The organism is Parabacteroides sp. 52 (genome assembly GCF_010500925.1).
GTDB lineage: Bacteria > Bacteroidota > Bacteroidia > Bacteroidales > Tannerellaceae > QVMG01.
This window is the reverse complement of record NZ_QVMG01000001.1, coordinates 329273-356033: the sequence shown is the minus strand read 5'-3', so window position 1 is coordinate 356033 and position 26761 is coordinate 329273. Positions and strand designations below refer to the sequence as shown.

Genomic DNA, 26761 nt, shown 5'->3' with positions numbered 1-26761 from the left:
ATGCCGAGAGGTATTCTCTTTTTTTTATTCAAAACCTTATGAGTGAATGAGATAATGTGTTATATTTGTAATAAATAAACGGGGGATATATGAAAGCAAAACCTTATAAAATGAAAGAAACGGAGCAGCCGAAGGTGAAAGACCAGGAAGTGCTTTATTTACAAGAACTAGAAACGCTAGGCAAACAAAGCGATTGGTCGCCTATTGTGAGTGAGGATACGATCTCAATAGTGATGAAGAATAGAGAAAAACTTCGGGAAACAATTGAGATATCTCGAAAACAGAAAGAAGCAGGTTTGGGTATAGATCAGGAAGAACTTCGTAACCGGCCTTTGAGATGGAGGAAAGGAGAATAATTTGGCTGCCCCGGGCGATAGAAGATGTGGAAGAACATTGTGCTTTTTTGGCTGAAGTGAACGAGAAAAGAGCAGAAGAATTATTTAACCTATTTTTTAGTGTGACAGATATCTTGATTTCTCACCCCTACATTGGTGCAAAAGAATCTTTTCTTCTTGATTTTTCAGCGTGTTACCGTTATCTTGTTGTTTGGAATAATTATAAAATTATTTATGAAGTCACAAAAGAAGTGATCTTTATTCATACAGTTTGGGACTGTAGAAAGAATCCTTTGGAGATTACTGTTTTATGAAAGAAGTTGCTTTGTTCGTTTTTTGATATGTCAAATCCTTATATCTTCGTGAGAAAAATCAATATATTTGTAATAAATAAACGGGGAAATATATGAATGGCAAAATTCGATTTGGGGTAGTTGGTACGAATTTTATAACAGACTGGGTTATTAATGGAGCCCGGCAAGATAAACGTTTTGAATTAACAGCAGTCTATTCCAGGACACAAGAAACGGCAGATACTTTTGCTGCGAAACATGATATTCCCTATACTTTTACCTCTTTGGAAGAGATGGCAAAAAGCACTTTGATCGATGCTGTTTATATAGCCTCGCCCAACTTTCTGCATGCCTCTCAGAGTATATTGTGTATGCGTCACGGGAAGCATGTATTATGCGAGAAACCTTTCGCATCGAATGCGCGTGAAGCTCATGAAATGATCAATGCCTCCCAAGAGTATAAGGTGACATTGATGGAGGCGATGAAACCTACACTGACCCCTAACTTTTTAGCTGTGCGGGACAATCTGGATCGGGTAGGGCAGGTACGCCGTTATTTTTCGTCTTATTGTCAATATTCTTCCCGCTATGATAAATATAAAGAAGGAATAGTATTAAATGCTTTTAAACCGGAACTATCGAACGGAGCTATGATGGATATAGGTATTTATACCCTTTATCCTATGGTGGTTTTATTCGGACGCCCGCGTAAAATAGATGCAAGTGGAGTTGTATTATCTTCAGGTGTGGATGGACAAGGTGCGGTCAATTTTGATTATGGTGATTTGAATGCTACCATTTTATATTCTAAGATAGCCAATTCATCACTGCCTACTGAGATACAGGGGGAAGATGGGAATATATTTCTGGATCGGATTAATATTATAAAAAAGGTTACTTATGCCGCCCGTCAGGATTCGGCTTCCGGTAAAGGTGTACAGGCAGAACCGGAAGATATCAGTGCACTGACAGATAAGGATGAATATTATTATGAGGTTAAGGAATTTATAGACCTTATCCAGGCTGGTAAGCGGGAGTCAACAATCAATAGTCATACCCACTCGCTGATTACTCTAGAGATAATGGATGAAGTCCGCCGCCAACTGGGAGTTGTTTATCCGGCAGACTGAATTAATCCTCATCAAAATCAAAGTCGAAATCAAAACCATCCCCCATCAGATCAGGATCGGCGAACTGTTCCAATTCGCGCCGGTCTTTCTTCGTGGGACGTCCCATGCCTTTGGATCGGTTGACAAAGCCGGAAATACGATTCATCTCAAGGATTTCATACTGTTCGGGTGGGGTAACGTTCTCTAGATACTCTGCTACTAATTTGGCGCCCATGCGACGCTCTGTTAAAGCCAATACTTTGAAGGAATAGGTGATAGGAGGTTTACGCACCTGTATCACTTCTCCTACCTTGATCATACGGGAAGCTTTAGCATTCACTCCGTTTATCATGATCCTGTTCTTTTTACACGCATCAACTGCTATTGTGCGGCTTTTAAAGATGCGGGTAGCCCACATCCATTTATCTATTCTTACTTCGTCTTTCACGGTTTTTAATTAAGAATTAAGAATGGGGAGTGAAGAATGTATGATCGCTTTTCATTCTTCATTCGTTATTTATTATTGTATTGATTCATCGTGATTTGTATACCGGCAAGGCAAAAGCTTTTGATTATCTCAATGGCACGTTTCAGTTTGTCCGGCATCTGCTCAATTTCTTCGGGGTCAAATTGTCCCAATACATAGTCAACTTGCCCTCCTCGTGGAAAGTTATCTCCCACGCCAAAGCGAAGGCGGCAGTATTCCTGGGTACCCAGTAGTTGTTGGATATTCTTCAAACCGTTGTGCCCGGCATCACTTCCTTTGGGTTTCAATCTGAGTGTGCCATAGGGGAGGGCTATATCGTCTACGATCACCAAAAGGTTTTCTATAGAGATGTTTTCTTTTTGCAGCCAAAAACGAACGGCATTTCCACTCAGGTTCATAAATGTATTGGGTTTTAAAACGACCAATTCTTTGTTTTTTACCCGCATATGGGCTACAGCTCCGTAGCGTTGTTCGGAGAAAAAGGCTACGGCTTCTTCTACCAGTTTGTTTACTACGCGAAAGCCGATATTATGGCGGGTGCCCCAATATTCGGAACCAATATTACCTAATCCGACAATCAGATATTTCATTTTGTTTCATTGTGAATAACTAATTATAAGAGGTTTATAATTAGCAATTAATAGTTTATAATTAAAAAAGGGCTCATTCTTGCGAATAAAGCCCTTTTATTATATACAATTTGCTTGTTTAATCGATAGTGTCGATTGATTATGCGTTCTTCGCAGCAGCACCACGGGCAGCACGCGTCAACTGAACGGCACAAACAACAGCATTCTTTGCATTCATCAGCTCCAGGTTCTCGAAGCTTAATTCGCCTACTTGCATAGATTTACCCAAACCTAAGTTATCAACATTGATAACCAGTCTTTCTGGTAATTTAGCATAAAGACCTTTTACTCTCAGCTTTCTCATACGCAAAGTCAATTTACCCCCGGCTTTAACCCCTTCGGCATATCCTTCCAAAGTAACAGGTATTTCAATAACCACTGGTCTGTCAGCAAAGATTTCCTGGAAATCAATGTGTAATAATTCATCTGTTACGGGTTGGAATTGTAAGTCTTTTACGATTGCCATGATCTTTTTTCCGTCGATTGTTAATTCCACCAAGAATACTTCCGGTGTATAAACCAAATGACGAACAGCATCGCTACCTACATTGAAGTGAATTACTTTTTCACCACCGTATAATACAGCAGGAATCTGACCTTGTGAACGCAGCGCTTTCAACGCTCTTTTTTGATCGGCTGAGCTAGTTTCGATAGCTCTTGATTTGCCTTCTACAGAAAATGTTTTCATTTTGTAAATTTTTGTGTTACTCAAAATTAGTTGCTTCCTAATTTCCCATCACACGTACGGGGCTAAAAAGCGGTGCAAAGATAAAGGTTTTATTTCTATCTGCAAAATGATACTATTGATTTGTTACTAACTTATAACCTTTGCCATGAATGTTAACGATAGCAACGGAGGGGTCTTGGCTTAACAACTTACGCAGTTTGGTGATATACACGTCCATGCTTCTGGCATTGAAATAGGTATCACTTTTCCATATTACCTGCAATACACGTTCTCTTTCAATCAGTGTATTGGCATATTTGCATAAAAGGAGCAGTAGTTCGGCCTCTTTGGTTGTCAATTTCTGATTTTTTTCATCCAAAGTGAGAACCTGTTTCTTTGTATTGAAATAATAGTTACCTATTTTATAGATGCTGATATCATTTTTGTTTGTCTTTATATTATGCATCCTTTTGAGTATCACTCGAACTCTGTAATAGAGTTCTTCCATATTAAATGGAGCACGGATAAAATCATCCGCACCTGATTCGTAAGCTTTCACTATAGTTTCTTTGACAGGAAGATTTCCTATAAAGACAATAGCCATTTCATTGTTCTGAGTTTTCAGTTTTTCAGCGATAGCAAAGCCCGCATCAACATTATCGATTAAACTAATAATAGACAATACGGAATGGGGAGCGTTTGCTGCTGCAAATAACTCTTCTGCATGCTTGAATAGAGTGACAGAGAAATGTTCCATCATTAAAAATTCCCGAATCATACTTCCTAATGATTCATTAGGTTCGTACACCAGAATGTTCAATTCTTGTTCCATATTGTCTATTGTTTTTAGGTTTCAGCTTGTCCTTTTTTATATTGATCATATTTCAGAAGAACAGCTTCTTTCAATTGATCGAATGTGCAATTCAGTGCCCGGTGAGAGAAACAGATCGGTGATCCGTAATATTGTAATTTCAGTTCCAACGTCCGTTTTTTACTTCGGGAAATCTCCCGGCTGATGTACTCGTTCGGATTAACCACCTTTAATACGATGTATTTAAGTTTGGGGTTGCTGATATCACTCATTATTTTTATTTTCTCAACGTCTTTCCACAGAACGGTTCCTATATGATTGCCGGTAGAGATATCATGGATACCTTCATCCGAGATATACATAGCCGTGAACTTTTCTTTGTATAATTGATAATAACCTCTTATACAAAAGAGAGTCACTGATAGAGAGACGATACCCAGAATAAGAAGTACGAAGCGACCTCCGCCAAAAGTCAATAGGTGGGAGATATATAATTCGGCAATACCGCAGATTGCGGATATAAGCGCGATCAAAAGCAGGCTTCTTACTTTTTTCTTTATTAAGGTGAATTTGATTACAAGAGGGGTCATGGCTTAAATACTTTGTTCTACATCCCACACAAAAGCACGTAGCCCTTGTGCTTCCGTTTGTTTATCTAATTTATTCAGTAAATCCAGGAAGTTACTTACTTTCTCTTTTTCTACAATAGCCAGGATGGCAGAGTTCAATGTAGGCCACGCATGGCTGCCATAATGAGGTTCCCCTTTATGTGTTCCGCGTCCTTGTACTGTTTCCCAATAAGTAAATCCCCGTATGTTATTACGGTCCATTATGGCAAGAATCATTTCGTAATATGCCTGATTAAAAGATATAAATACAGCTTTCATTGTTTTTATTATTATAAAGTGAATATTAAAAGAAGCGGTGAGGGTGCTTCCAGGCACCCTCAAAGGCTTCTTATTTATTCTAATTCTTCCAGATGACGTAATTTAGTTAATTTTCTGCGTCTGCGTTTTACTCCGTTAGCCGCGAAAACACTGTATACAACCGGAACAATAACCAATGTGATCAAGGTGGATACTGAAAGTCCCCAGGCTACTGTCATACCCATGGAACGCCACATCTCAGCTCCTTCTCCTGTGCCAATTGCCATAGGAATCATACCCAATACAGTTGTTAAGGTAGTCATCAATACCGGGCGAAGACGGGATTTACCAGCGGCTACGGCAGCCGTCAAGATACTCATGCCTCGCTCGCGGCAAAGGATAGTATAGTCGATCAATACGATACCGTTCTTCACAACGATACCCATCAACATAATCACCCCGATCAATGCCATAACCCCCAATGGAGTCTGCGTAATGGCTAATCCGAGTATAACCCCGGTGAATGCAAACGGAATAGAGAACATGATCACAAACGGGTCGACCAATGATTCGAACTGGGCAGCCATCACAATGAATACCAAAATGATAATCAACAACATTAAAATACCCAGATCCTTAAACGTATCCTGCTGGTCTTCGTAAGTACCACCAATCTGCCAACTGATATCGGAAGGAATATCCATACTTCGCATCTCTTTGTTTGCCGCAGCAACCACATCACTCAAGGCTGCTCCCGGTCCAACAACCGCAGATACGGTAATTACACGTTCCCGATTCTTACGTTCAATCGTAGGAGGGGTCATGCGTTCTACCACAGTACCTACATCGCGTAGACGAATAGCTCCTCCTGTATTATTATACATTAGGATGTTTTCCAAATCTTCAGTCGATTGACGGAATTCCGGAGCGTAACGAACCCGGATATCATATTCGTCTCCATCTTCACGGTATTTAGATGCTACCGAACCATTGATACGGTTACGAAGATACATAGAGGCTGTTGTTACATTCAATCCATTCAGTGCTAATTTTTCCCGGTCAAAATCAATTTGATATTCAGGGGTATAGTCTTCCCGGCTGATATTCACCTGCGAAGTTCCTTTGGAGTTTCTCATACGTTCGGCTATCTGATTGGCAACAGCATCTGTTGTGGCAAAGTCAAATCCGTAGATTTCAATATCTACTGATGTTTCTCCTCCCATGCTGCCGCCGCCACCGCCGGCTAATACTTCAAACTCTTTTATTTCTGAATAAGCCGAAAGGTCCTGGCGCATCAACTCACAGATTTCACTCAATGTTCTGTTGCTACCACACTTTTCCAGACGTATGCCCTTGCTGTATAAACTCACGTTCATTTCAATGATGTGTGAGCCATTCTCACTCAACTGTGCAAACGTATTGTCTGTATTTGCCTGTCCTTCGCTGAAGTTCAACACTTTTATTTCCGGATATTTTTCGCGGAACTCTTTATCAATCGTTACAGCCAGTTCACGTGTGATCTCTTGGCGTGTACTGATGGGTAGCTGTATATTCACCCCAATACGTGCATTATCCTGTGTGGGGAAGAACTCCGTCTTTACGGTTGGCACCAACAACATACTTCCTGCGAAAACCAAAAATGCAGCAGCAATAATTGTTTTTCTGCGTCGTACCGACCAGTGCAGGAAGCGGGCATAGAGTATATCCAGTTTATTGAGTGCCTTTTCGATCGGTGTAAAGAAAAGTACATACAATTTTCCTTTCTTCGGATCCAAGCGAAGTAATTGTGAACTCAACATCGGTGTCAATGTCAATGCCGACAAAGTTGATACAATCATAATGATACTTACAATCCATCCCAACTGTTTAAACAAGATACCGGCCAAACCTGTCACCATCGTTAATGGAAGGAACACGGCCAACATTGTCAGTGTAGAAGCGATTACAGAAATCGCAACTTCGTTGGTCGCATGAATAGCCGCTTGTTTGGGTTTACTTCCCCGTTCGATGTGGGTGGTAATATTCTCCAATACCACAATAGCATCATCCACAACCATACCAATCGCAATGGAGAGTGAGCTTAAGGAGATGATATTAAGTGTATTGCCTGACATTAATAAATAAGCGAAAGCCGCAATCAAAGAGATAGGGATTGTCAGAATAATAATAAATGTAGCTCTCCATCGTCCCAGGAAGATAAATACCACCAACATAACAATGATGAAAGTGATCAAGATTGTTTCCACCAAACTGTTGATCGTATTCAGGATATTTTCCGAGGTATTGACAATGACCCCCAGTTTTACATCAGAAGGTAATTCCGCCTGCAATTCCGGAAGCTTTTCCAATACTTTGTTTGAGATCTCCACAGAGTTAGCTCCTGATTGTTTCTGAATAACAATCATACCTCCACGAATACCGTTATTGAATGTCTCCTGTGCCCGTTCTTCAACTGTGTCTTGCACCCGGGCTACATCCCGCAGGTAAACAGTCTTGCCGTTTATGTTACCAACTACCAGATTCAACATCTGACTGGCTTCCGTGAACTCACCCTGTACACGCAAAGAATAGGTATTTGAACCGATATCGATACTACCTCCTGGTGTATTCCGGTTCTCTTGGGCAATGATAGCCGAGATGCTTTCAATCGTTTGACCGTATGCTTCCAACTTATAAGGGTCGCAATAGATCTGTAACTCACGGATAGGGGTACCGGCGATAGATACTGCACCTACACCGCTGATACGCGCCAGCGGGTTGGCTACTTTATCGTCCAAAATCTTGTAAAGTGCACTGGTACTCTCTTCAGCAGTCACGGATAATAAAAGGATGGGTATATCATCGGTACCGAATTTGAAGATGACAGGGTTTTCCACATCATCCGGCAATGCCGACTCTACCATGTCCAGTTTGTCCCGCACATCGTTTGTAGCTACGTCGATATTGGTTCCATACTCAAATTCCAGTGTGACGATAGATATATTCTCTCTGGATTGTGAAGTGATATTTTTCAAATCACTCACACTATTCAATGTATTTTCTAATGGTTTGGTTACGTTCATTTCGATATCGGAAGCACTGGCTCCCGGATAGGCCGTCATAACCATAATCATATTGGTCTCGATCTGTGGAAGCAAGTCCACCGATAATCGGGTTAAGGAAAAAAGACCCAGGATAACTATAGCAACGAATACAAGGGCTGTAGTTACCGGCTTTTTAACCGCTGATCCATATAAACTCATATTGTTTGTTTTTTCTTATTGTACAATTTCAACTTCTTGTCCGTTTGTCAAACGGTTTAGTCCGGTAATAACTACCTGGTCACCATCTTTCACCCCGGAGATCACTTCGTAGCGATTACCCATCCGACGGCCTAACTCTACCTTGTTATAAGATACTTTTCCATTGTTATATACATACATATAACGATCACCTGAACCTGCCTGCTTTACAACTGCCTGGTCCGGAGCAACAACGTGTTTGAGTGTACCGAAACTTAAGGTGATACGGGCAAACATACCCGGGCGTACTTTCTCGTCATTATTGGCTATACGTACTTCAACCGGGAAGGTGCGGGTTGTCGGATCTACAGTCGGATAAACCAAATGGACTTTGCCTTTGAATATTTCGTCTCCATATACATCCAGTTTGATGTCTACATCCATTCCTTTTTTTACATAGGTGAAATAACTTTCCGATACATTCAACATCAGCTTGACCGGGCGGATTTGTTCTACTACATATACCGGGGTAGAACCGTTATACATATCTCCACTGTCATAGTTGCGGGTAGTCACAATACCTGTGATAGGGCTGAGCAGTTGGTTGTTTACCTGAAGGTTTTGAAGCTGTGCGCGGCTGACTTCCAAGGATGTTTTTTGTGCATCCCAGGCTGATTTCGAAGCTCCTCCTACCTTATACAGTTCATCGATACGTTTGAATTCGATTTCCTGATTGGCAATTTGCAACTGGGTTTGTTTCAGATTGGTCGCATCCATAGTTGCCAACAACTGTCCGGCTTTGACATGGTCGCCCACCTCTGCATGCAGTTTCTCAATACGCAAAGGAGATTGCGGGGCAATATTATTTGAAATATGCGCTTCTACTGTTGCTGTAAACTCTCCCAATTGGTCCACATCCTGTGTATGTACAGTCTCCAGTTTGACTTTTGTTTTCTCTTCAACAGGGGTCACAGCCTCTTTCTTTTCGCCGGAACAAGACATCAACAGAACGAATGCTGCTACCGGTATTAACTTCATCAAGTTAGTTGTTTTCATTTTATATTAAGCTTTTTATTTGTTATCTTTAATTCTGTGTGTGTTTACCCAATGTTTTTTCCAGGTCAGACTTGGCTACCATATAGTCGTAAATTGCCTGGTTATAGTTCAATTTAGCCTGGGTCATAGCCAGTTCGGCATCATTCATTTCAAGCAATGTGCCGGCTCCTGTGTCATAGCGTTTTTGAGTGATAGCATACCCTCGCACGGCTTGTTCGACTCCTTTCTTTGCAGCCTCAAAGCGTTTGATACAGGTGTTCATATTGTCCATATATTGTCTGACTGCCAGTTGCAGGCTTCTTTGGGTATCTTCTTTTTGCAGGTGCATCTGACCGATAGATACTTTGGTCTGATTTATCTTATGCAATTTATTTCCTCCCGAAAAGATAGGAATAGACAGAGAGAGTGTGACCATCGAATAAGGATTCCATTGGTAATTTTTTAATTTGAAATCGTTATTCATCGCAGACCAATTGTATGAACCGCTCAGGTTCAGCGTTGGCAGGTATTCGAACTGTTGCATTTTGAGTGAGTGTTTCAATTGCAAAGTTTGAATATCCATTTGTTTCAGGAGGGTATTGTCAACCAGTGAAGTGTCTATTGCTAAATAATCAGCATATAACTCTGTGCGATAGTCGGTCAGTTCTCCTTGGCATTCAATCGCTAAATCCAAATCCATACCCATAAGCGCTTTCAATTGCCATTGGGCCAATTTGACAGCATTTGCTGCTTGCAACATATTGGGTTCCACGTTTTTGACAGAAACATCTGCACGGATAAGGTCGTATTCGGCAACCAATCCTTGATCGAATTTCTGTTTGATGTCATTGTAATTCTCCATCGCATTATCATAGCTTTCTTTGAATACAAGATAGGAATCATTGGCAAGCATGACACTATAAAAACTTTTCTTCACCTGATTTTCCATATCAATTTTGGAAGAACGTGCTTGTTCGATGGCCAATTCCACATCTGTTCCGGACAAAGCCAGGCTTTTCCACAAAGAAGCATTGATCAGTGGCATTCCAACATTGAATCCCAAGCTCCAGTTGTTGTCACGACCCACAGATATACCTTCGCTGCTCCCATCGGATGGCTCGGGTTCCGGCATAAAAGAATTGATGTTTTCTGCCAGCGTTCCTTCCTTATAACCCGGGATTATGCCTGCGATTGTTTTATCCGCTCCTTGAATAATCGGGGTGGTAATCGGATCAAGCATGGAACTCATATCAAAAGCTCCGTCCATATACATTACCTGTTTTTTCAATGTACGTGTATAGTCAGCTCCGAAATTTATCTGTGGAAATAAAGCAGCATATGATCCTTTCTTTGCGTACTTCTTTTTTTCGATTTCCTGATCGGCTACCTTTACCGTCGGGTTCTCACTCATCGCTATCTCCAATGCTTTGTCCAATGTTAATACCAGGGGCTCCTGGGCTTTCAGTGGAGAAAAAGCAAGAGCCGGCAACAGGAATAATACTGCCCCCATCAACTTTTTGTTTTCTACTAATCGTTTCATTTAAATAGATTTGTCTTTAATATAAATAACCTAATTTTTTTCAAAACTAACACTCTGTATACGTTTGGTTCGTATCCAGCGATCCAGAATTTGACGTCCTTTCTCTGTACAAATACCTCGTAAGAAGGCAATCAATACCGTATTGTAAACCTCGGCGTTGGAATGATTACAGAAAGATTTCGAAGGTTGCACCATTTTGACCTGTTCTTTTGCCAATAATGCTACAATCTCAAAATTTACCTCTTTCTGAAAGACCCCTTCTTCTACACCCCGGTTGAACAAATGCATGCATTTGTGCGTGAAATTATCCTTCTCTACTTCTTTTCTCTGCATCGCTTTGGGATACTTTTTCAAATCCTCATAGAATTTCTGGCTATACCAGCGGGGACGTTTCATTAATTCTTCATAAAACAACAAAATGATATCAATAACGGTGTATTTGCCTTTTTCCAATTCTTCCAAAAAAGCAACCAGCCGCATATGGGTATATTCCAATCCACAGACCAACAATGTTTCTTTGTCGTCAAAGTACTCGTATAAAGTACGTTTGGATACACTCAGATTTCGGGCTATATCATCCATACTTACGCGTTTGATACCATATTGCGAGAATAAATCGAATGCTGTTGTTATGATTTGCTCTTTAATCATTTATGTAAATACAGTTTTTCTTCTTTATGTAACTGTCATTTATGAAGCAAAAGTAAATGGATGTCTTTGTGTAAACAAAAGAGATTCGTTTGATATCGAAAGTATCCCGACGAATACCGGATATTATCCGATGAATTTGTTTCTGCACGAAATAATTTAAAAACTTTTGCCTATAAATTGTTAATACCGATACAAAGGTCTCTAATTTCAGGAAACTGAAATGGTTTATTCTGTTACAGGGTTGGTCGTTTTTGAAAATAGATGAAATATTTACTTTGATTATCAGAAAATATTCTATATTTGTTGGTCAAAAACGAAACAATCCGTTCGCGGATAGCGTACAAGGTGTTAATAAATTAAAGTGAAGACATGAATGCATTACCTATCATAGAGTTGGCTGAACTTCAGGAATATTTTGTGGATTCTGATAATTATCAGAATGTTTTAAGTGTTGTCAATGTAGATGTTTCTGTTACTTCAGATGAGATAAAGAACGAAGACTATTCTTCCCCCGTCAGGTTAAATGCCCTATTTATGATCTTGGTGTTGCAAGGGTCTGCCAAAATAAGTTTGGACTATGTACATTATACGGTATCAACCGATACCTTTATCATCATTATGCCGACACATATTTTCCAGGTAGCCGGTGCCAGCTCCGACTTTAAAGCCCGTTTAATTGTGGTGGATAAGTCGTTTATAGATGAACTGAATACGGAAAAGAGAAGTCCCTCCATGACTAATTATATGATGTTGCGCAAGAACCCGTGTACGGAACTTCTACCCGAGGAGACCACGTATATCAATAATGCCATTCAGATTTTATGTGAGAAAATACGTCTGCGTACCCATTCGTTTCATAAAGAAGTTATGCAGAATGCATTTGTGGGTTTTATGTTAGAGATGGCCAATGTATTGATAGGTAAAAACGATACGATGGTACGACCTACTCTTTCCCGGAAGGAGGAGATATTGAATGATTTTTTGCAATTGCTTTTTGCCCATTCCAAAGAAGAGCATAGTGTGGCTTTTTATGCGGAAAAATTATTTATTACTCCCCAGTATCTCTCCCTTATTTTAAAGGAGTTAACCGGTAAGTCTGCCAATAAATGGATAGACGACGTATTGCTAACCGAAGCGAAAATCTTACTTAAAATGCCCCAGATAACCGTACAACAAGTAGCCGACCAATTGAATTTTTCAGACCAGTCTACTTTTGGTAAATTCTTCAAGAAGCAAATGGGGATGTCTCCTATGGAATATCGGAAATCGTAAAAGTAAGACCGGATATTTCTAATGGGGATACACTTTTTGAGAAAAAAACAGCGAAATAATTTTGCTTTTAAAAATAAAAACCTACCTTTGCACCGCATTCAAGGAAATATCCTTTATTTCATTGAAAAAGACATATTGATTTTTCGGGGTGTAGCGCAGTCCGGTTAGCGCACCTGCTTTGGGAGCAGGGGGTCCCAGGTTCGAATCCTGGTACCCCGACAGAAAGAAAGTCAGACAGTATTATAACTTGTCTGGCTTTTTTGTTTGGTGGAAAGTTGGGTTGATGGGCCCTGGTTAAGTCAAAATTTTGCCATTATTCTACTGTTGATAGCTATCGTCAGTAATAACGATAGCTATCATCAGTAGTAACGATAGTTATCATCAGTACTGACGATAGCTATCAACAGTAGAATGAACGTCGGAATGTGACCGGTTTATTTCTTTGAAGGAAATCCCTTTGGCATATGATTGGGGATCCCCAAAAAGGTGATTTCAGGTTCTGGAGGCGATGGATGCGTTGTGTATTATGACTGTTGGGCGTAAGTGTCTTTCATTTTTCGAATCAAGTTTTCTCCCTTTTTTAGTAGATTCTCCAGTTCTTCTTTTTGGCATAACCAGTTTTCGGTTTCTATTCCTATGATTTTTTTGTCGATCAATGGTTCAACGATTGAAAATAGGTAATTGTTTTCTATAACTAATTTGTAGGGTATGCCTGTTTTGTTGATATCTAAAAACAGTGCGGTGTTTTCTGAATTTAATTCTTTGGAGGGAATCCATTTGGAAGAAATAATTGTCAGATTCTCATCGATGTATTTGATACCCACTTTTTGTCTTTTGGATAAAAATAAAAAATCAAATTTATCTTTTTTATATACTTTGTATTCTGCATCAACAGGAAGTTGTATGGATGAATAGATACCCATGAAAGAAGAAGAAACATTGGAGCGGGCTACAAAATAGATGGAATCCGATAAAAGTACCGTAACCGTTGTGTCACTTGCAAATTGGGTTTTTCGTGATAAAATGCTACCTTTTTTTACAACAGAAACATCCGGTGAGAATCCCCATTCAGTCAGATGTTGCAAAAGAATGTCAAGTCCGTTTTTTTCTTCCATATTTTATACTATTAACTAACAACTACTTTGTTTTAAAAGTCCCTTCATGGTTCTTATTCCTCTTAACTACGAAAGAACATATACAAGCATACTATTCGATTTTTTTTGCGCTTAGAAGAATGCTTCCATGCAATAAGTGAGAACAATTATGCTTGGTAAGCCTTCAAAAATACAAAAGATTTATTAGATAAACGGGCTTTTTTTTTCAGAAAAGAGGGGAGTGTCTACCCGGCACATCGTAAAAAATACGTGTTGTCATCGAGAGGTATATGACAATAAATAAAATATTAACTTTGTTTCTTGAATAAAAAACGTACATTTTACCATGGATATAAATTTTCCGGAATGGGATAAAGAGCTTTTTCTCTATTTAAATAGTAAACATGTAGCTTGGTTGGACCCGGTGATGGTCTTATTGAGTTCGTATACGGTATGGATGATTGTTTGTCTGGCGATAGTGTTGGTGGTTTATTTTAGAGACCGGAACAAAGGGAAGAGGGTGGTTTTGTTTTTGGGAGCATCTCTGTTATTCAATCTGTTGGCAAATAATCTGATCAAACTGTTTTTTATGCGTCCCCGGCCGGGGCATGTCCTATTATTGAAAGATATAATCCATCAGTTGGAGGAGGCGGGTCGTAGTTATAGTTTTTTCTCGGCCCATTCTTCCACTTCTTTTTGTCTGGTTGTATTCTCCGTCTTATACCTTCGGAACAACATCTATGGCATTATGGCTTTTGCCTGGGCGATGGCTGTGGCATACAGCCGTATCTATGTAGGCAAACATTATCCGTTGGATGTGTTAGTCGGTATTCTTTTTGGGGGATTTATGGGTTGGTTGGCTTACTGCCTCCTTTTACGTTCATCCGCAACCTATAAAGATATTCGGAAGCGGTGATAAAGAACTTATTTTTCATATTTGTATTGTAATTAAACGGAGACTAAAAGTCGTATTTATTTTGCAAGCAACAAGGGCAAAAAGAATTACCTTTGTTTCTGTTTTCCTTTTGTAGGAGGGTAAGCGGTATTGAATAAATGATTACCTAAACAGAAATGCATGAAAGATATTTATGGTAAAGGGCTTTTGGCCTATTTGAACGGAGATAAAAATGCCGTATTTGCGGTTGAAAGTGATATGGCTGAAACCGAAGAATGGCCTATAGAAACTTTTTTTCGTACCTATAAACAAATGCCTCAAATAGAGAAGCTGGCATTAAACCAGGTGCAAGGTTCGGTATTGGATATTGGAGCCGGAGCGGGCAGTCATATTTTGTGGTTGCAGGAAAGAGGAGTGGATGCTACGGCTATTGATATTTCTCCCGGAGCCGTGGAGGTTATGCAGAGACGAGGTGTTAAAAAGGTCTATCAGCAAGACTTTTTCAATTATGAAGGCCAGAAGTTTGATACGTTGTTGATGTTGATGAATGGAGTGGGTATCACGGGACGTTTGGATCGTTTGCCTCGTTTTTTTGCACAGGCCAAACAATTATTATCAGACAAGGGTAAGATTTTATTGGATTCGTCGGATATTCGCTATTTATTTGAAGAAGAAGAGGGGGACTTTATACCGGATCCGGATGATCCTTATTATGGAGAGTTGAAGTATTCATTCCATTTCGACGGAGAAAAAGGAGACTTTTTCGATTGGTTATTTATTGATTTTGATACACTCTCTTTCTGGGCGGATACGGCTGGTTTTACCTGTAAAAAAATAGATGAAGATAAACATTTCCTTTATCTGGCTGAACTGAAACGGAAGAGAGGCTGAAGGGGATAAAAAAAGGTGAAGTGGGCTTTTGGACCTCACTTCACCGTACTCTAAAAAGCGTAATGTCTCATAGTCTAGTTTATTCATTCTCAGATATTATCTCTTTCCTTAAAGACTCAAACCTATTCCTCTTTTACATACTCTCATTTGTTTGGTAAAGATCGTTTCATAGAATGAAAATGAAAAGGTTTGTATTCTATCCTAATTGGTCAGAAATAAATTAAATCTCACAGAACGTTTCGTGTATTTTGTCGATAAGTACACCTAAATGCCATCCGTCGATCAAGCCATGATGAACTTCTATCTGTGTCGGCATCCATATTTTATTGTCTGAGTGATATATTTTACCGGTAGATAGTTTGGGCGTTCCGTTGGGATTACTGAAAGACCGGGCATGTTTTAACGAGGTAAAGCGAAACCAGGGAACGGCGGAGAAATGAATCGTATCCAACCGGCTTCCATTGGTGTCGAGCATGAGTCCTGTACCCTCTTTGACACGTTGGTTTTCTTTTTCTACCAAAGTTTTGAAAGTAATCCAATCCGGATCATAAGGGTAAAAAGAGAAGCCAAATGTATGATCTTCCCTGCCTACAGTTCCTGATCCATGGACGGTATCGTAACAGTATACTTCGTCTCCATCGATTCTGCATTTGAATGCGTCTAAGGCATTTATTGCTTTCAACATTTTATGAAGGTAGAAGGCATAAAAAGATTCACCCTTTTTTTTACAATACGTATAAATAAGGGTGCAATCGATATCAACCACAACGCCATGGTATGGATCATCAAATTCTTTAAAGAAGTTGAAATGTTCTATCCTGTCCCAGTTTTGTTTGTCAATCAGGTGTCTCATAACACGAGTCGGTCTTATTTTTTTCCACCAAAAGAAAAATGAACCGGAATATATACAGGCGAGGGAATAGCCTGGTTGCCGATCATAAGGGTGGGTTTGATTTGCAAGGTAACGTTCGACTTCTGGTCGTTTATACCGGCAATATTCTTAACAATATTCTGTACGGCATCTTTGGTGTCTCCTTTGAGTAGAGTCGCCAGATCCACACCGATAGTCAACGGAAGCATTTGTTTGCCTCCAGCAGGGATATTCAACGCCTGATTAATGGTACCGGAGGTGAATTGAATATTGTCAATATGCAGTATATACTGCAAACCATGCAACATGGCAGCTGATTGATTCGGATTGCTTATGTCCATATTGAGTGTGAAATTCAAAGGAATGGAAGAGGCTTGTCCGGTAAGAATCGGGGTGAGCTGCAATATTTGCAGGGCTGTAATCCCTTTGGATAGATTTATTCCGGCAACAGATAATCCGTCAATCGAGTTGTAGTCGTATTTGCATTGAGTCATGTTGTAGGCTCCGCCAAGTTGTTTGGCTACGTCGCAACCGGAAAACAGAAACAGCGTGATTAAGAGCAGTGTAAATTGTTTGATTTTCATAAGTGAATTATAATTTATAGTGAATAAAACGGCGCACTTTGAATGAGATTGCAAAAATATAAAAAAGGAGGACAATAGCCCCCCTTTTTTATGCTTTTATATTAGACTGAATATGTCTTTTACCGATTATTCTTCAATCACAATCCGGAATCCTACATTAAAAGGTTTTTGCCAGGGCAAATAGGCTTTGCGGGCTGTTGCAGTTGCAAATTGCGGGCGTTCGATCCAGGAGCCTCCACGTACGACTTTCTTTTCTGTTGTCTTCTTTTTATATTTCGTTCGCAAAGGGTAGGGGTGATAATCGGAGCGTGTCCATTCCGCCACATTTCCGTGCATATCATACAGTCCCCAGGGATTGGATTGATAACTACCTACCGGGGCGGATATCAGTTGGCCGTCATTCACGGTCAAGACCTTGGGTTGGTAGTCCCAGAATTTACGCATGGGATCAGTGGGTTTCATTGGTTTGGGATCAACACCTGTTACGGCCAGATTTACCAAGGTGCTGTCGGCTAGATTCTCATACGAGGAGAAATCGGCTGTACAATCTCCGTACCAGAAAGGCGTGTCTGCTCCGACCCGCGCGGCCCATTCCCATTGTATTTCGGTAGGTAAGAATACTTTACATGCGTTTTTCTTACTCAATTTATCACAGAATGCCGTGGCTTCCTCCCAACTTACACGGACGACCGGCTGCTCGGGGTGGTTGGCCGGGTAACCGGGTGTTGTATGGTCTTTCCAGGTTTGACCGATATACCGACTGTCATGTTCCGGGAAAAGCGTGGTGAATTGTTTGTTTGATATCTCCGTCGTACTGATCCAGAAGCCTTTTTTTATTGTCGTTTTAAATACAGGTGAAGCGGAAGCCTCTTTCTGATCTCCCATAATAAATGAGCCGGCAGGAATCCATACCAACGAGATTTCTACTCCAGGGGCTATTTCCAGTTGGCGGGTCGGGCGAGGTATTCTTTGGGGGTTCTTAGGTCTTTTACGTATTTTAGGAGATGGAAGTGAGGGGGCTTTGGGGGATGTCAGAGCTGTTTGCGGATGCTCTTTCAGCCATTCCGCATACTCCCGAATCTCCCGTTGCCAGTCCACATCCACATTGCTGTATTTTTTAGACAGTTCCCGCCGGCGATTCACCTGATCGATGCCTTTCCATTCTTTCAATTGTGTGAAAGCCCCGAAGTAAGGTGCATTTAAATCAATCCATGTATAAAGTGTAGTCCATTCTTTATCGGATAGTTCAACGCCATGATGACCGTTTTGTAGTATACGAATCAGTTCACTGTTGCTGTAATGATATTCATAGGGTTTCAATACATACATATCGGCTTCAGGCCCCTGGCGGTAGACATAAGGATGAAGATTCAGATAACTTTGATCGTAGTAACGCTCGATCTTAGTGACAATGCCCCGTTTATAGAGAACCTTATTGCCTTTCCGGTAGTCCGGTATTTCAGATGTACCGTTATGGCAAGAAATGCAATTTCTGTCTAAAATTGGTTGCACTTCCAGGGGGAATGTAAAAGGACGAACGCCTCCTTCGGGTATTTCCAGTTTGCGTGGAGACATTTGGGACGCTATGGTGCGTTTGGGGATAGGGATTGTATTTTGATCTTCATGGCAACCGATACAAGAAACGATTTCTCCGGGCCTGCCGGTTACCCAGCTACGCATCCATTGTATGGCGGCACCGTCTTTATCCAGGGGCTGAATAGATATCGGGGTATTCGCCGGAGCTGTGAACATAACCGATCCGTCTTCTTCGACAGGTACAGTTCCCAGGACGCGTTTGATATCCCAACCACTTTGTATACCTTGGGCATCATGATCGGAAGGGGATTGCACATAGGCATATTCGTAGGCAAATATCCGCAGGGCTTTGATTGTTCCGCGGGGGACACCTAGGGTGCCTTCTCCTTCATACATATCCTGGATAAAGAAGGTGGCTTCCTTTTCTCCCGGTTTCACCTTCGAGGGAATAATAGGGGGTGTTTTTGTCTTTTTTACAGGGATGGGAGCAGTCAAGCCCATACCTTCTTCTTCAGCTATTAATGTTAAGTTGTCAAAGATGTCTACCAGGTAAATACCCCATAAGGCATTGGGGGAGAGTTTACAAGCAACCAAGAAATAGGTGTCATTCAAAGGGTAAGGCTTCATGAATTGAGGCCATACATCCTTTACCAATTCATCCTTGATAATCGGGATAATCGGTCGGTTGCGGAACGGGATTTCCTGGATCATGCCTTTTTCTTCTTTGCGGCTTTTGGCCGGGTCGAATATCATTAACCTGCCGGAACGGGATACGCCATGGTGACCGGTGATGATTGCCACAAAACGACTGGCGGAGTTAGGCAGGGGTTTCATATCGTAGGTGCTGTTGGGGAAGTAAGAGCCGCTGCCATAGAGTGCTTTGTTTTCTGTTCCGTCCGGGTTCATATGCATCACAATGCGGGAGAAATAGTGGGTCAGGTCGGTATATTCCCACCGCGTATACATGATCCGTCCGTTGGGAATCACAACCGGGCACCAGTTTCCGTCCTGATCGTATGTGAGACGGTCGAGTGTACCGTTTGCCGGATCGTAAGAGATCAGGTTGGCGATGATATCCTCCCCATTCACGCAGGGTACCCCATTGTATCCGATATTGCTAGTTGCTACCACCTTGCCGTCAGGTAGGTAATTGGCGTCGCAAAACTCCAGGTCGGGCTCTTCGGTAACGATCTTCTGGTGCAGTCCGCTACCATCCGTGCGGATCTCATAAATTTGCCATTTCCGTTCGTTATCAAGTGAGGTAAACAGAAGGCGGTCGGCCTCCCAGTGCAATTGCACATCAGAGATGGGTACGTCGATCTCCGGTTTGTATAAAATTTTAGCATCCTGCATATTCAAATCGGTAATCTCGATCAGTTCCGCATCATATCCCTTTCTTGCTCCGGAAAAGAGGGAGGAATAATTGGCCGGTGCCGTACCCAGGGAGGGACCCATGGCCCGGTGTGTTTTGCCTTTCAGGTGATAGCGGGTTGCAATGATAGGCGTATTCTTCAAGAGAGGGTTGGATAACATAATCTCCCGGTGTAATTCAAGGATATGGCGTGCTTGTATCTCTTGCGCCTCATTGAAAGAAGAAAGGAGAAGGGCAGGGGCAAAATCTGCCAACTCTTTTTCGAGCTGTTGCAGTTTTGCATCCCCTATTATCCGTTCCGTTTGGTTTGTCTTTCGTAAGTCTTCAAGCGAAAGCCGGATATTTTCCGGTTTAATCCAGGCGATCTTCTCCTTCAACCGGAGGGTCTGTTCGATTCGGAGAGAATCTTGTTTTTGTATTTCCTGCGCTGAGGAAAAAGGGATATACAGTGTAATGAGTAATAATAAAAGAGTGATCTGGCGAGATATCATAGAATGCAGTTTTAGAATGATTCAATCTACTATCAAAGATAGAATTTATTTTTCATTTAGTTGATAGACTTCACAGGCAGCCATCAGGAAGGCACCGACACCATACAATTCGGTCATCTCCCGGGTTACTTTGCGTGGATCGGCTCCAACCGGTTGTACCCATCCCAGCTTCCCGTCCTCTTCAACAGCGGAGACCAATGCTTCCCATCCTTTCACAACCACCGGCAGGTACTTATCTGCCGGCAAATAGCCCTGGTTGATGCCGTAAGCCAGTCCATACACAATGAAACCGGTAGCACTGGTTTCGGGTGACGGATAACTGGCCGGATCCAATAAACTGGCGTGCCAGAAACCGTCGGCATTTTGCAATTCAGCCAACCGACTTGCCAGTTGAATGAATAGATTTTCGTAGAACGGACGATAGGTTGTATCCATCGCCGGTAATGTTTTCAACATCTCTGTCAGGCCACCGATCACCCATCCGTTGCCACGTCCCCAGAATACTTTTTTACCGTTGGCTTCCTGCTGACCGAAATAACGGCTGTCGCGGTAAAAGAGATTCTCATCCTTATCGAAGAGATGAAAATAGGTCGCTTTAAATTCCTTATCGGCAAATTCCATGTATTTCTTATCTCCCGTCATACTGTAGAGCCGACTATACACCCCCGGTGCCATATAAAGTGCGTCGCACCACGACCAGCGTTCATAAGTGCTGGCTTTGCTGTAATCAATATTCAGGCTCCCTTGGGATGGATTTTCGATCACCCAGTTTATACGAGCCAATGTAGGAATAATCATTTTTTCCTCCCCGAACTTATGGAACATATCGATATAGGTCTGACTCACACAGATGTCATCCGCATGGTACATCCGGTCGGCCACCTGCCAGTGTAGGCGGTTGCATACTTTTTTCAGCCAGTCAAAATACTGTGGATCACCCGATAGCTCGGCCCAATCAAACAGACCCATGTATAAAGCACCGGTGATCCACCCTTTGGGTTCGGATTTGGCGTATTTATTTTCCGGGAACGTTTGGATTTGCCAGTCGGCTACTTTCCGGGATATATCGAGTATTTCTTGTTGGGTAAACTGTGTTTTTTGCTGTTGCTTTTCAGTGAGAAGAGGAGATGAAGGGGCTTCAGATGGGAAAGCCGGAAGAGCGATGAAACAGGTCAATACACCAGAAAGCAGGATTTTTTTTGTTTTTTTTCTTTTCATTGTTTCTCTTTTAAATCTGTTCATTAAAATTAGTCATTTGGCGCAAGCATGGCTTCTGCTCTCGCTACTTCAAATGTTCATTCGAAAAGAAGGGACTATCATTACTAATAGTCCCTTCGTTCAGAGTACTTTAAATCTAAATTATCAGTTGTTTATAAGTATCAATATCCTGGATTTTGTGGAAAATCAGCCCCCGTGTTAGAATCGATGATTGTTTGAGGGATCGGCCACAAAGCGTGATGGTCCTGCATATTCTGGGTCTTATGATTGTACTTCAGTGTACGTTCTTTCAACATACCGAAACGAACCAATGTCAGTCGACGAAGTTCTTCCCCAACCAATTCCCGGATGCGTTCATCCAGAATAAAGTCGGCTGTCACTTGAGCAGATGTAATAGTTGGAGCATTGGCACGTGTGCGAACCATATTGATAGCAGTAGCAGCTTCTTCCATTTTACCTTGTCTCCATAAAGCTTCAGCCAATAATAGATAAGTTTCGGAAAGACGCATTTTCGTACGGTCTTTATTTACTCCGTTATAACTTAAGTTATCGGCTTTTCCATAAAAGAATTTGGTAATACCGGGAGTCAACGTTCCGTTTTCTTTTAAGGCATCCGTCATTTCCACTTTTTGTCCGTATTTCCCAGAAGTTATATCATTACAGTACCAGTTACGTTTGATATTATATTCGGAATTACGAACGTCGCCTTCAGCGAAGAAATCTTTACCGTCTACCCACCAGCTCAATGGAACGACCTGTGCCAGGCCACGTCCTCCCAGAGAGTCGGCCAAGACGAAACCATCTACATTGTAATACTTACAAATCCAGGCTCTACGCGACCAGTCGTCGTTAGCCCCACCACCACCGGTAGTATTGTATTCGTAAGGCATAATCCAGATCGCTTCTTTATTTCCATTGGTGCGACGTTGGTTGTATTCGACAAACATATCGGAATAATAATCACCCGGCATATCGGTAGCTACGCCGAAACGTTCTTTGGTCAGGCTGTAAAAACCGGAATTGATTACACGTTTGGCTGAAGCTTCCGCTTCGCTGTAATTACCTGCCAACAGGTAAATCTCCGCTAATAAATGGTCGGCAACCGCTTTGGTCAATCTACCCGGAACGACATTATCCGGATTTTGGGGCAAATTAGCCGAAGCAAACTTCAGGTCCTCAATCATTTTAGCTATAACCTCCGCTTTCGGTGTGCGGGTATAGTCCAAGCGGAATTGCTCTTCAATCTTATCCACATACGGTACGTCTCCATAAAGATACACCAGGTAGCGATAGGCATAGGCGCGGAAATAACGGGCTTCCGCCTGATATTTAGCCTTGTCGTCTGCTTTTGTCCAACTTACACTTTCATTCTCAGAATAGGTAAGTAGTTCATTGGCTGATGCAATCATTCCATACGCGTAGTTCCAGTAAGAAGTAACAAAAACATGTGAAGTGGTGTACGACAAATTTTCGTAAGGCATCAACGAACCATCTTTATGTCCGGCAAAAACCAAGTCGGTACCGACTTGCAACGCTTCGTAAGGACAGGCTTGTCCGTGTGTGGCAAACGCTCCTCCCCACGTATTGAATTCCGAACGAGCTAAGCCGTAAAGGCCGGTCACACCCACTTCGAAACCATATGAGTTGGTGTATGTATTACTGGGAGCCAGTGAATTTTTCAATTCTTCATCCAGAAAACCGGAGCATCCCGTATTCAGTAATAATAAGGCTGCGGCTGCAGCTGTAACTATTTTTTTCATAACTGTTGTCTGTTTTTAATTAGAAAGTAAGATTTAATCCAAGCATATACGAACGGGCAGTAGGATAGGTATGGGTCATGTAACGAGCCGTTCCGTCGGCACTGTTTGACCCGAAGTTGAGCACATTGTCTATATTACTGAATGTATATAGATTGTTTACACTTAAATTGACTCCCAGAGCATTGATGCCTATCGCGTTCAGAATATTCTTATTGAATGTGTATCCGATTGTGATATTCTTCACTTGCACATAATTTACTTTCTTGTAGAATGTATGTTTGTCGTAGGGAATATATGCCGGAGAAGTCATTTCGTTGGTTGGGTTATCAGGTGTCCAGTAGTCCATATCTGCCAGATAGTTAAAGCTAGGCATCCAACGGTCGAAGTTATAATCGTGCATTTCTCTCCATTGTCCGAAAGATCCGTTCAATACGAATGAGAAATAAAAGTTTTTATAATTCAACTGATTACTCATAGACAAAAGGAAACTTGGCAGTTTTGAACCAATTATTTTCTTATCTGCGGAAGATATGACCCCATCACCGTTTACATCTTCCAGTTTGGCAGAACCAGGAACGGCTCCTGCCTGTATTTCTTTACCCTCTGCATTAAAATACTTTTTCTTATTTGCATCCCAACCGGCATCATTTGTTTGCCAGGTTCCTACTACATTGTAATCATAAAATACACGTAGAGGTTCACCAATAAACCATTTGTTGGCGATATCATCCTCTTCTTTACCTTCTTTATTTTTACCCCGTAGTTTGATAATCTTATCGCGGTTCAAAGAAAAGTTGAAACCGGTAGTCCATCTGAAATCTTTCGTTTCGACATTTACACTGCTCAAAGAGATTTCGATTCCTTTGTTGCGAACCTGACCGATATTATCCATAATCGAACGATAACCATTCATGATAGGCACTGTACGACTCATCAATAGGTCAACTGTATTGGCTACATACACATCCACATTACCGGCAAGGCGTCCGTTGAAAATACTGAAATCGACTCCGGCGTTGAACGTGCGTGTCGTTTCCCATTTCAGGTTCGGGTTACCTACGCCGTTTGATGGAATATAGGTTCCGTTTACTACGCTGCCATCTCCCCAAGTATATTTTTGAAGACTCAGACGATTCAATGTTTGGTACGGACTGATTGCCTGATTACCATTCGAACCGTAAGACGCTCTTATTTTGAGCATATCGACCCAGCTTGCCTGGAAAAATTCTTCAGAAGAAAGATTCCATCCTAATGCGGCTGAAGGGAAAAACGCATATTTATTGTTCGCACCGAAAGCGGAATAACCGTCTGAACGACCGGTCAGTGTCAACATATATTTATTGGCATACGAATAATTAATACGTCCCATATACGAAAGCAAGGCTGTTTCTCTCAATGTGGAAGTAACCACCTGGTTCTTTTCTCCACTATTCATATTGTGGTAGCTTCCCTCGTCGTTGACAAATACTTCCGCAGCTTGCTTTGATTCTTTTTGAGTTGTTTCCTGCATACTGAACAGGGCCGTTGCATCGATTTTATGTTTGCCGAATGTATTGGTATATTTCAATACATTTTCCCAGGTATAATCATTGTAATGAATATTTTGGATGGCCGCTCTACCTTCTTTTTGTTTACCCACAAGCGTATTGCGTCCATAATACACGGAGCTGTTTGTATTGCGGTAGTTATAACCGAAATTGGTACGGAAAGACAAACCTTTGACAGGGAGAAGGATGTCAGCAAAAGCCGAGATAAAGACATTGCGACGGGTTTTGTCATTATCCGCGTTTACATTAGCCATCGGATTGGAAAACAATGTCTGGTCCATCGGGTAATCCACATAATTGCCCATTTCGTCTTTATAAATACCATAAGGACTCATTTTAAGAGCCGATTCAATACCTGGAGAGGTCCCGGTTTCATCGGAAGGATTTCTGCCGTCTTCGGTTTGTTGGGTTGCCATTGTTCCCATGCCAACGGTTAACCATTGGTTCAATATTTGGGTGATGTTCAGGGTGATATTGGTACGTTGCAACCCCGTATGTTCCAGTACCCCTTCTTCCGAGAGGTGAGAGATTGAACTCATATAGGTGGTGTTATCCGTACCTCCGGAAATACTAACCTGGTGACTGTGGGTTAAAGCGGTACGGAAGATAACATCCTGCCAGTCGATTTCATTACCTGTCAGGTAATTATCCCGTTCGCTTGGGTTTAAAATCGTTAGCGGATCCAGTTGATTGCCTGTATATCCATATTTAGCTGCATGATAATCTTGAATATACTGCACATAGTCTGTGCCTTTACGCATATTCAGACGACGTTCAGGTTCTTGCATACCGATTTTTCCATTATAAGTTACCATAGCAGTCCCTTTTTTCCCTTTTTTACTCTGGATAAGGATAACTCCGTTTGAACCCCGTGAACCATAAATAGCCGCGGCTGAGGCATCTTTTAATACACTTAACGACTGAATGACGTTCGGGTCGATATCTCCCAATGAACCATTGTAAGGAATACCATCCAACACAATTAAAGGAGAGTTGTTTGCAGAAAGTGAATTTTCTCCACGTATACGGATGGTTTGGTCGTCACCCGGTGCGGCCGTAGTGGATGTGATATTCAATCCGGCTACCTGGCCTGCCAGTTTATCCATCAGGTTGTTAGTGGATACCAGTTCCAGTTTATCTGCTGCAACTGAGCTTATACCACCGGTTAAGTCCGATTTGCGTTGGGTACCATAACCGATAACCACTACATCTTCCAGACCCACAGCATCTTCTTCCAATACAATATTATAAGTACGTTCTGTCCCAACTTTAAACACCTTGGTTGTATAACCAATATAAGAAACGCTTACAGTGGCATTGGGAGCTACTTCGAGGTTATACTTACCGTCCAAATCAGTAATAGCTCCCATAGTGGTTCCTGTGACATAAACGTTCGCCCCGATAATGGGTTCTTTATCCGTAGCAGAAGTAACAATGCCGGAAATAGAAACATTTTGTGCCCATCCGTTTAATGAAATAAAAGAAAGGAGTAGAATTAAGGTTGAAAGAAATCGTTTCTTTCTGATTACTACCGTTTGGTTAGGAGGTAGTAACTCTGGATTTAGTTTGTTCATGCTCTTTAAATT

At 41.5% G+C, this 26761-nt stretch carries 23 protein-coding genes and 1 tRNA gene; 7 read left to right on the top strand and 17 right to left on the bottom strand.

The genetic code is table 11. From position 1 onward, the window contains the following. Nucleotides 1–89 precede the first annotated feature (89 nt). From D0T51_RS01450 to D0T51_RS01440, 3 genes are all read left to right on the top strand, one after another. A complete protein-coding gene (locus D0T51_RS01450; RefSeq protein WP_163724166.1) occupies nucleotides 90–356 on the top strand; it encodes a hypothetical protein in 267 nt (88 codons plus the stop codon). Next, complete coding sequence (locus D0T51_RS01445) at nucleotides 338–649, top strand: type II toxin-antitoxin system RelE/ParE family toxin (protein ID WP_163724164.1); 312 nt, start codon at nucleotides 338–340, stop codon at nucleotides 647–649. The genes D0T51_RS01450 and D0T51_RS01445 overlap by 19 nt, the downstream gene beginning before the upstream one ends. A gap of 92 nt (nucleotides 650–741) precedes the next feature. Next, nucleotides 742–1758: a Gfo/Idh/MocA family protein gene (locus D0T51_RS01440; RefSeq protein ID WP_163724163.1), complete on the top strand. Its 1017-nt coding sequence runs from the start codon at nucleotides 742–744 to the stop codon at nucleotides 1756–1758. A gap of 1 nt (nucleotide 1759) precedes the next feature. Here the strand turns inward: D0T51_RS01440 and D0T51_RS01435 are convergent, their stop codons facing one another. From D0T51_RS01435 to D0T51_RS01390, 10 genes are all read right to left on the bottom strand, one after another. Continuing rightward, a complete protein-coding gene (locus tag D0T51_RS01435) occupies nucleotides 1760–2185 on the bottom strand; it encodes an RNA-binding S4 domain-containing protein (protein ID WP_280778456.1) in 426 nt (141 codons plus the stop codon). A 65-nt stretch (nucleotides 2186–2250) separates the two neighbouring features. Next, nucleotides 2251–2814, bottom strand: coding sequence for an aminoacyl-tRNA hydrolase (gene pth / locus D0T51_RS01430; protein WP_163724161.1), 564 nt, complete (start codon nucleotides 2812–2814; stop codon nucleotides 2251–2253). Nucleotides 2815–2953: 139 nt separating this feature from the next. Then, entirely contained in the window at nucleotides 2954–3541 is a 588-nt protein-coding gene (locus D0T51_RS01425; RefSeq protein WP_163724158.1) for a 50S ribosomal protein L25/general stress protein Ctc, read from the bottom strand. 112 nt (nucleotides 3542–3653) lie between these two features. Continuing rightward, entirely contained in the window at nucleotides 3654–4352 is a 699-nt protein-coding gene (locus tag D0T51_RS01420) for a response regulator transcription factor (RefSeq protein WP_163724156.1), read from the bottom strand. Nucleotides 4353–4366: 14 nt separating this feature from the next. Beyond that, nucleotides 4367–4921: an STM3941 family protein gene (locus D0T51_RS01415; RefSeq protein WP_163724154.1), complete on the bottom strand. Its 555-nt coding sequence runs from the start codon at nucleotides 4919–4921 to the stop codon at nucleotides 4367–4369. A gap of 3 nt (nucleotides 4922–4924) precedes the next feature. Beyond that, complete coding sequence (locus D0T51_RS01410; RefSeq protein ID WP_163724153.1) at nucleotides 4925–5218, bottom strand: PG0541 family transporter-associated protein; 294 nt, start codon at nucleotides 5216–5218, stop codon at nucleotides 4925–4927. Nucleotides 5219–5292: 74 nt separating this feature from the next. Beyond that, nucleotides 5293–8439 carry an efflux RND transporter permease subunit gene (locus D0T51_RS01405; RefSeq protein WP_163724151.1) on the bottom strand — a complete coding sequence of 1049 codons (3147 nt, stop codon included), beginning with the start codon at nucleotides 8437–8439 and terminating at the stop codon, nucleotides 5293–5295. A 15-nt stretch (nucleotides 8440–8454) separates the two neighbouring features. Beyond that, nucleotides 8455–9474 (bottom strand): efflux RND transporter periplasmic adaptor subunit, encoded by a 1020-nt coding sequence (locus tag D0T51_RS01400; protein WP_163724149.1) that lies wholly within the window; start codon nucleotides 9472–9474, stop codon nucleotides 8455–8457. 28 nt (nucleotides 9475–9502) lie between these two features. Beyond that, complete coding sequence (locus D0T51_RS01395; protein WP_163724147.1) at nucleotides 9503–10993, bottom strand: TolC family protein; 1491 nt, start codon at nucleotides 10991–10993, stop codon at nucleotides 9503–9505. Nucleotides 10994–11023: 30 nt separating this feature from the next. After that, complete coding sequence (locus tag D0T51_RS01390; protein ID WP_163724145.1) at nucleotides 11024–11644, bottom strand: TetR/AcrR family transcriptional regulator; 621 nt, start codon at nucleotides 11642–11644, stop codon at nucleotides 11024–11026. Between the two features lie 369 nt (nucleotides 11645–12013). Between D0T51_RS01390 and D0T51_RS01385 the strand changes: the two genes are divergently transcribed. Next, complete coding sequence (locus D0T51_RS01385; RefSeq protein WP_163724143.1) at nucleotides 12014–12916, top strand: AraC family transcriptional regulator; 903 nt, start codon at nucleotides 12014–12016, stop codon at nucleotides 12914–12916. A 144-nt stretch (nucleotides 12917–13060) separates the two neighbouring features. Beyond that, a tRNA-Pro gene (locus D0T51_RS01380) sits at nucleotides 13061–13135 on the top strand. A 305-nt stretch (nucleotides 13136–13440) separates the two neighbouring features. Here D0T51_RS01380 and D0T51_RS01375 read toward each other — a convergent pair. Continuing rightward, a complete protein-coding gene (locus tag D0T51_RS01375) occupies nucleotides 13441–14031 on the bottom strand; it encodes a hypothetical protein (protein ID WP_163724141.1) in 591 nt (196 codons plus the stop codon). Nucleotides 14032–14356: 325 nt separating this feature from the next. On the opposite strand from D0T51_RS01375, the gene D0T51_RS01370 reads away from it, so the two are divergent. Then, nucleotides 14357–14926: a phosphatase PAP2 family protein gene (locus D0T51_RS01370; RefSeq protein ID WP_163724139.1), complete on the top strand. Its 570-nt coding sequence runs from the start codon at nucleotides 14357–14359 to the stop codon at nucleotides 14924–14926. A gap of 159 nt (nucleotides 14927–15085) precedes the next feature. Next, a complete protein-coding gene (locus tag D0T51_RS01365; RefSeq protein WP_163724137.1) occupies nucleotides 15086–15796 on the top strand; it encodes a bifunctional 2-polyprenyl-6-hydroxyphenol methylase/3-demethylubiquinol 3-O-methyltransferase UbiG in 711 nt (236 codons plus the stop codon). A gap of 220 nt (nucleotides 15797–16016) precedes the next feature. Here D0T51_RS01365 and D0T51_RS01360 read toward each other — a convergent pair whose 3' ends face one another. The 6 genes from D0T51_RS01360 to D0T51_RS01335 form a co-directional block, all read right to left on the bottom strand. Further along, nucleotides 16017–16649 carry a CatA-like O-acetyltransferase gene (locus D0T51_RS01360; RefSeq protein WP_163724135.1) on the bottom strand — a complete coding sequence of 211 codons (633 nt, stop codon included), beginning with the start codon at nucleotides 16647–16649 and terminating at the stop codon, nucleotides 16017–16019. A gap of 14 nt (nucleotides 16650–16663) precedes the next feature. Further along, nucleotides 16664–17251 carry an LEA type 2 family protein gene (locus tag D0T51_RS01355; RefSeq protein WP_163724133.1) on the bottom strand — a complete coding sequence of 196 codons (588 nt, stop codon included), beginning with the start codon at nucleotides 17249–17251 and terminating at the stop codon, nucleotides 16664–16666. Between the two features lie 126 nt (nucleotides 17252–17377). Beyond that, nucleotides 17378–20650 (bottom strand): SUMF1/EgtB/PvdO family nonheme iron enzyme, encoded by a 3273-nt coding sequence (locus tag D0T51_RS01350; protein ID WP_163724131.1) that lies wholly within the window; start codon nucleotides 20648–20650, stop codon nucleotides 17378–17380. Nucleotides 20651–20695: 45 nt separating this feature from the next. After that, entirely contained in the window at nucleotides 20696–21868 is a 1173-nt protein-coding gene (locus D0T51_RS01345; protein WP_163724129.1) for a glycoside hydrolase family 105 protein, read from the bottom strand. A gap of 161 nt (nucleotides 21869–22029) precedes the next feature. After that, a complete protein-coding gene (locus tag D0T51_RS01340; protein ID WP_163724126.1) occupies nucleotides 22030–23628 on the bottom strand; it encodes a RagB/SusD family nutrient uptake outer membrane protein in 1599 nt (532 codons plus the stop codon). A 19-nt stretch (nucleotides 23629–23647) separates the two neighbouring features. Beyond that, nucleotides 23648–26749, bottom strand: coding sequence for a TonB-dependent receptor (locus D0T51_RS01335; RefSeq protein WP_163724124.1), 3102 nt, complete (start codon nucleotides 26747–26749; stop codon nucleotides 23648–23650). Between the last annotated feature and the right edge of the window lie 12 nt (nucleotides 26750–26761).

Excerpts from the sequence above, each read along its gene's own strand:
- D0T51_RS01450 (WP_163724166.1), top strand. The coding sequence starts at position 90 with ATGAAAGCAAAACCTTATAAAATGAAAGAAACGGAGCAGCCGAAGGTG.
- D0T51_RS01445 (WP_163724164.1), top strand. The coding sequence starts at position 338 with ATGGAGGAAAGGAGAATAATTTGGCTGCCCCGGGCGATAGAAGATGTG.
- D0T51_RS01440 (WP_163724163.1), top strand. The coding sequence starts at position 742 with ATGAATGGCAAAATTCGATTTGGGGTAGTTGGTACGAATTTTATAACA.
- pth (WP_163724161.1), bottom strand. The coding sequence starts at position 2,814 with ATGAAATATCTGATTGTCGGATTAGGTAATATTGGTTCCGAATATTGG.
- D0T51_RS01425 (WP_163724158.1), bottom strand. The coding sequence starts at position 3,541 with ATGAAAACATTTTCTGTAGAAGGCAAATCAAGAGCTATCGAAACTAGC.
- D0T51_RS01420 (WP_163724156.1), bottom strand. The coding sequence starts at position 4,352 with ATGGAACAAGAATTGAACATTCTGGTGTACGAACCTAATGAATCATTA.
- D0T51_RS01415 (WP_163724154.1), bottom strand. The coding sequence starts at position 4,921 with ATGACCCCTCTTGTAATCAAATTCACCTTAATAAAGAAAAAAGTAAGA.
- D0T51_RS01410 (WP_163724153.1), bottom strand. The coding sequence starts at position 5,218 with ATGAAAGCTGTATTTATATCTTTTAATCAGGCATATTACGAAATGATT.
- D0T51_RS01405 (WP_163724151.1), bottom strand. The coding sequence starts at position 8,439 with ATGAGTTTATATGGATCAGCGGTTAAAAAGCCGGTAACTACAGCCCTT.
- D0T51_RS01400 (WP_163724149.1), bottom strand. The coding sequence starts at position 9,474 with ATGAAAACAACTAACTTGATGAAGTTAATACCGGTAGCAGCATTCGTT.
- D0T51_RS01395 (WP_163724147.1), bottom strand. The coding sequence starts at position 10,993 with ATGAAACGATTAGTAGAAAACAAAAAGTTGATGGGGGCAGTATTATTC.
- D0T51_RS01390 (WP_163724145.1), bottom strand. The coding sequence starts at position 11,644 with ATGATTAAAGAGCAAATCATAACAACAGCATTCGATTTATTCTCGCAA.
- D0T51_RS01385 (WP_163724143.1), top strand. The coding sequence starts at position 12,014 with ATGAATGCATTACCTATCATAGAGTTGGCTGAACTTCAGGAATATTTT.
- D0T51_RS01375 (WP_163724141.1), bottom strand. The coding sequence starts at position 14,031 with ATGGAAGAAAAAAACGGACTTGACATTCTTTTGCAACATCTGACTGAA.
- D0T51_RS01370 (WP_163724139.1), top strand. The coding sequence starts at position 14,357 with ATGGATATAAATTTTCCGGAATGGGATAAAGAGCTTTTTCTCTATTTA.
- D0T51_RS01365 (WP_163724137.1), top strand. The coding sequence starts at position 15,086 with ATGAAAGATATTTATGGTAAAGGGCTTTTGGCCTATTTGAACGGAGAT.
- D0T51_RS01360 (WP_163724135.1), bottom strand. The coding sequence starts at position 16,649 with ATGAGACACCTGATTGACAAACAAAACTGGGACAGGATAGAACATTTC.
- D0T51_RS01355 (WP_163724133.1), bottom strand. The coding sequence starts at position 17,251 with ATGAAAATCAAACAATTTACACTGCTCTTAATCACGCTGTTTCTGTTT.
- D0T51_RS01350 (WP_163724131.1), bottom strand. The coding sequence starts at position 20,650 with ATGATATCTCGCCAGATCACTCTTTTATTATTACTCATTACACTGTAT.
- D0T51_RS01345 (WP_163724129.1), bottom strand. The coding sequence starts at position 21,868 with ATGAAAAGAAAAAAAACAAAAAAAATCCTGCTTTCTGGTGTATTGACC.
- D0T51_RS01340 (WP_163724126.1), bottom strand. The coding sequence starts at position 23,628 with ATGAAAAAAATAGTTACAGCTGCAGCCGCAGCCTTATTATTACTGAAT.
- D0T51_RS01335 (WP_163724124.1), bottom strand. The coding sequence starts at position 26,749 with ATGAACAAACTAAATCCAGAGTTACTACCTCCTAACCAAACGGTAGTA.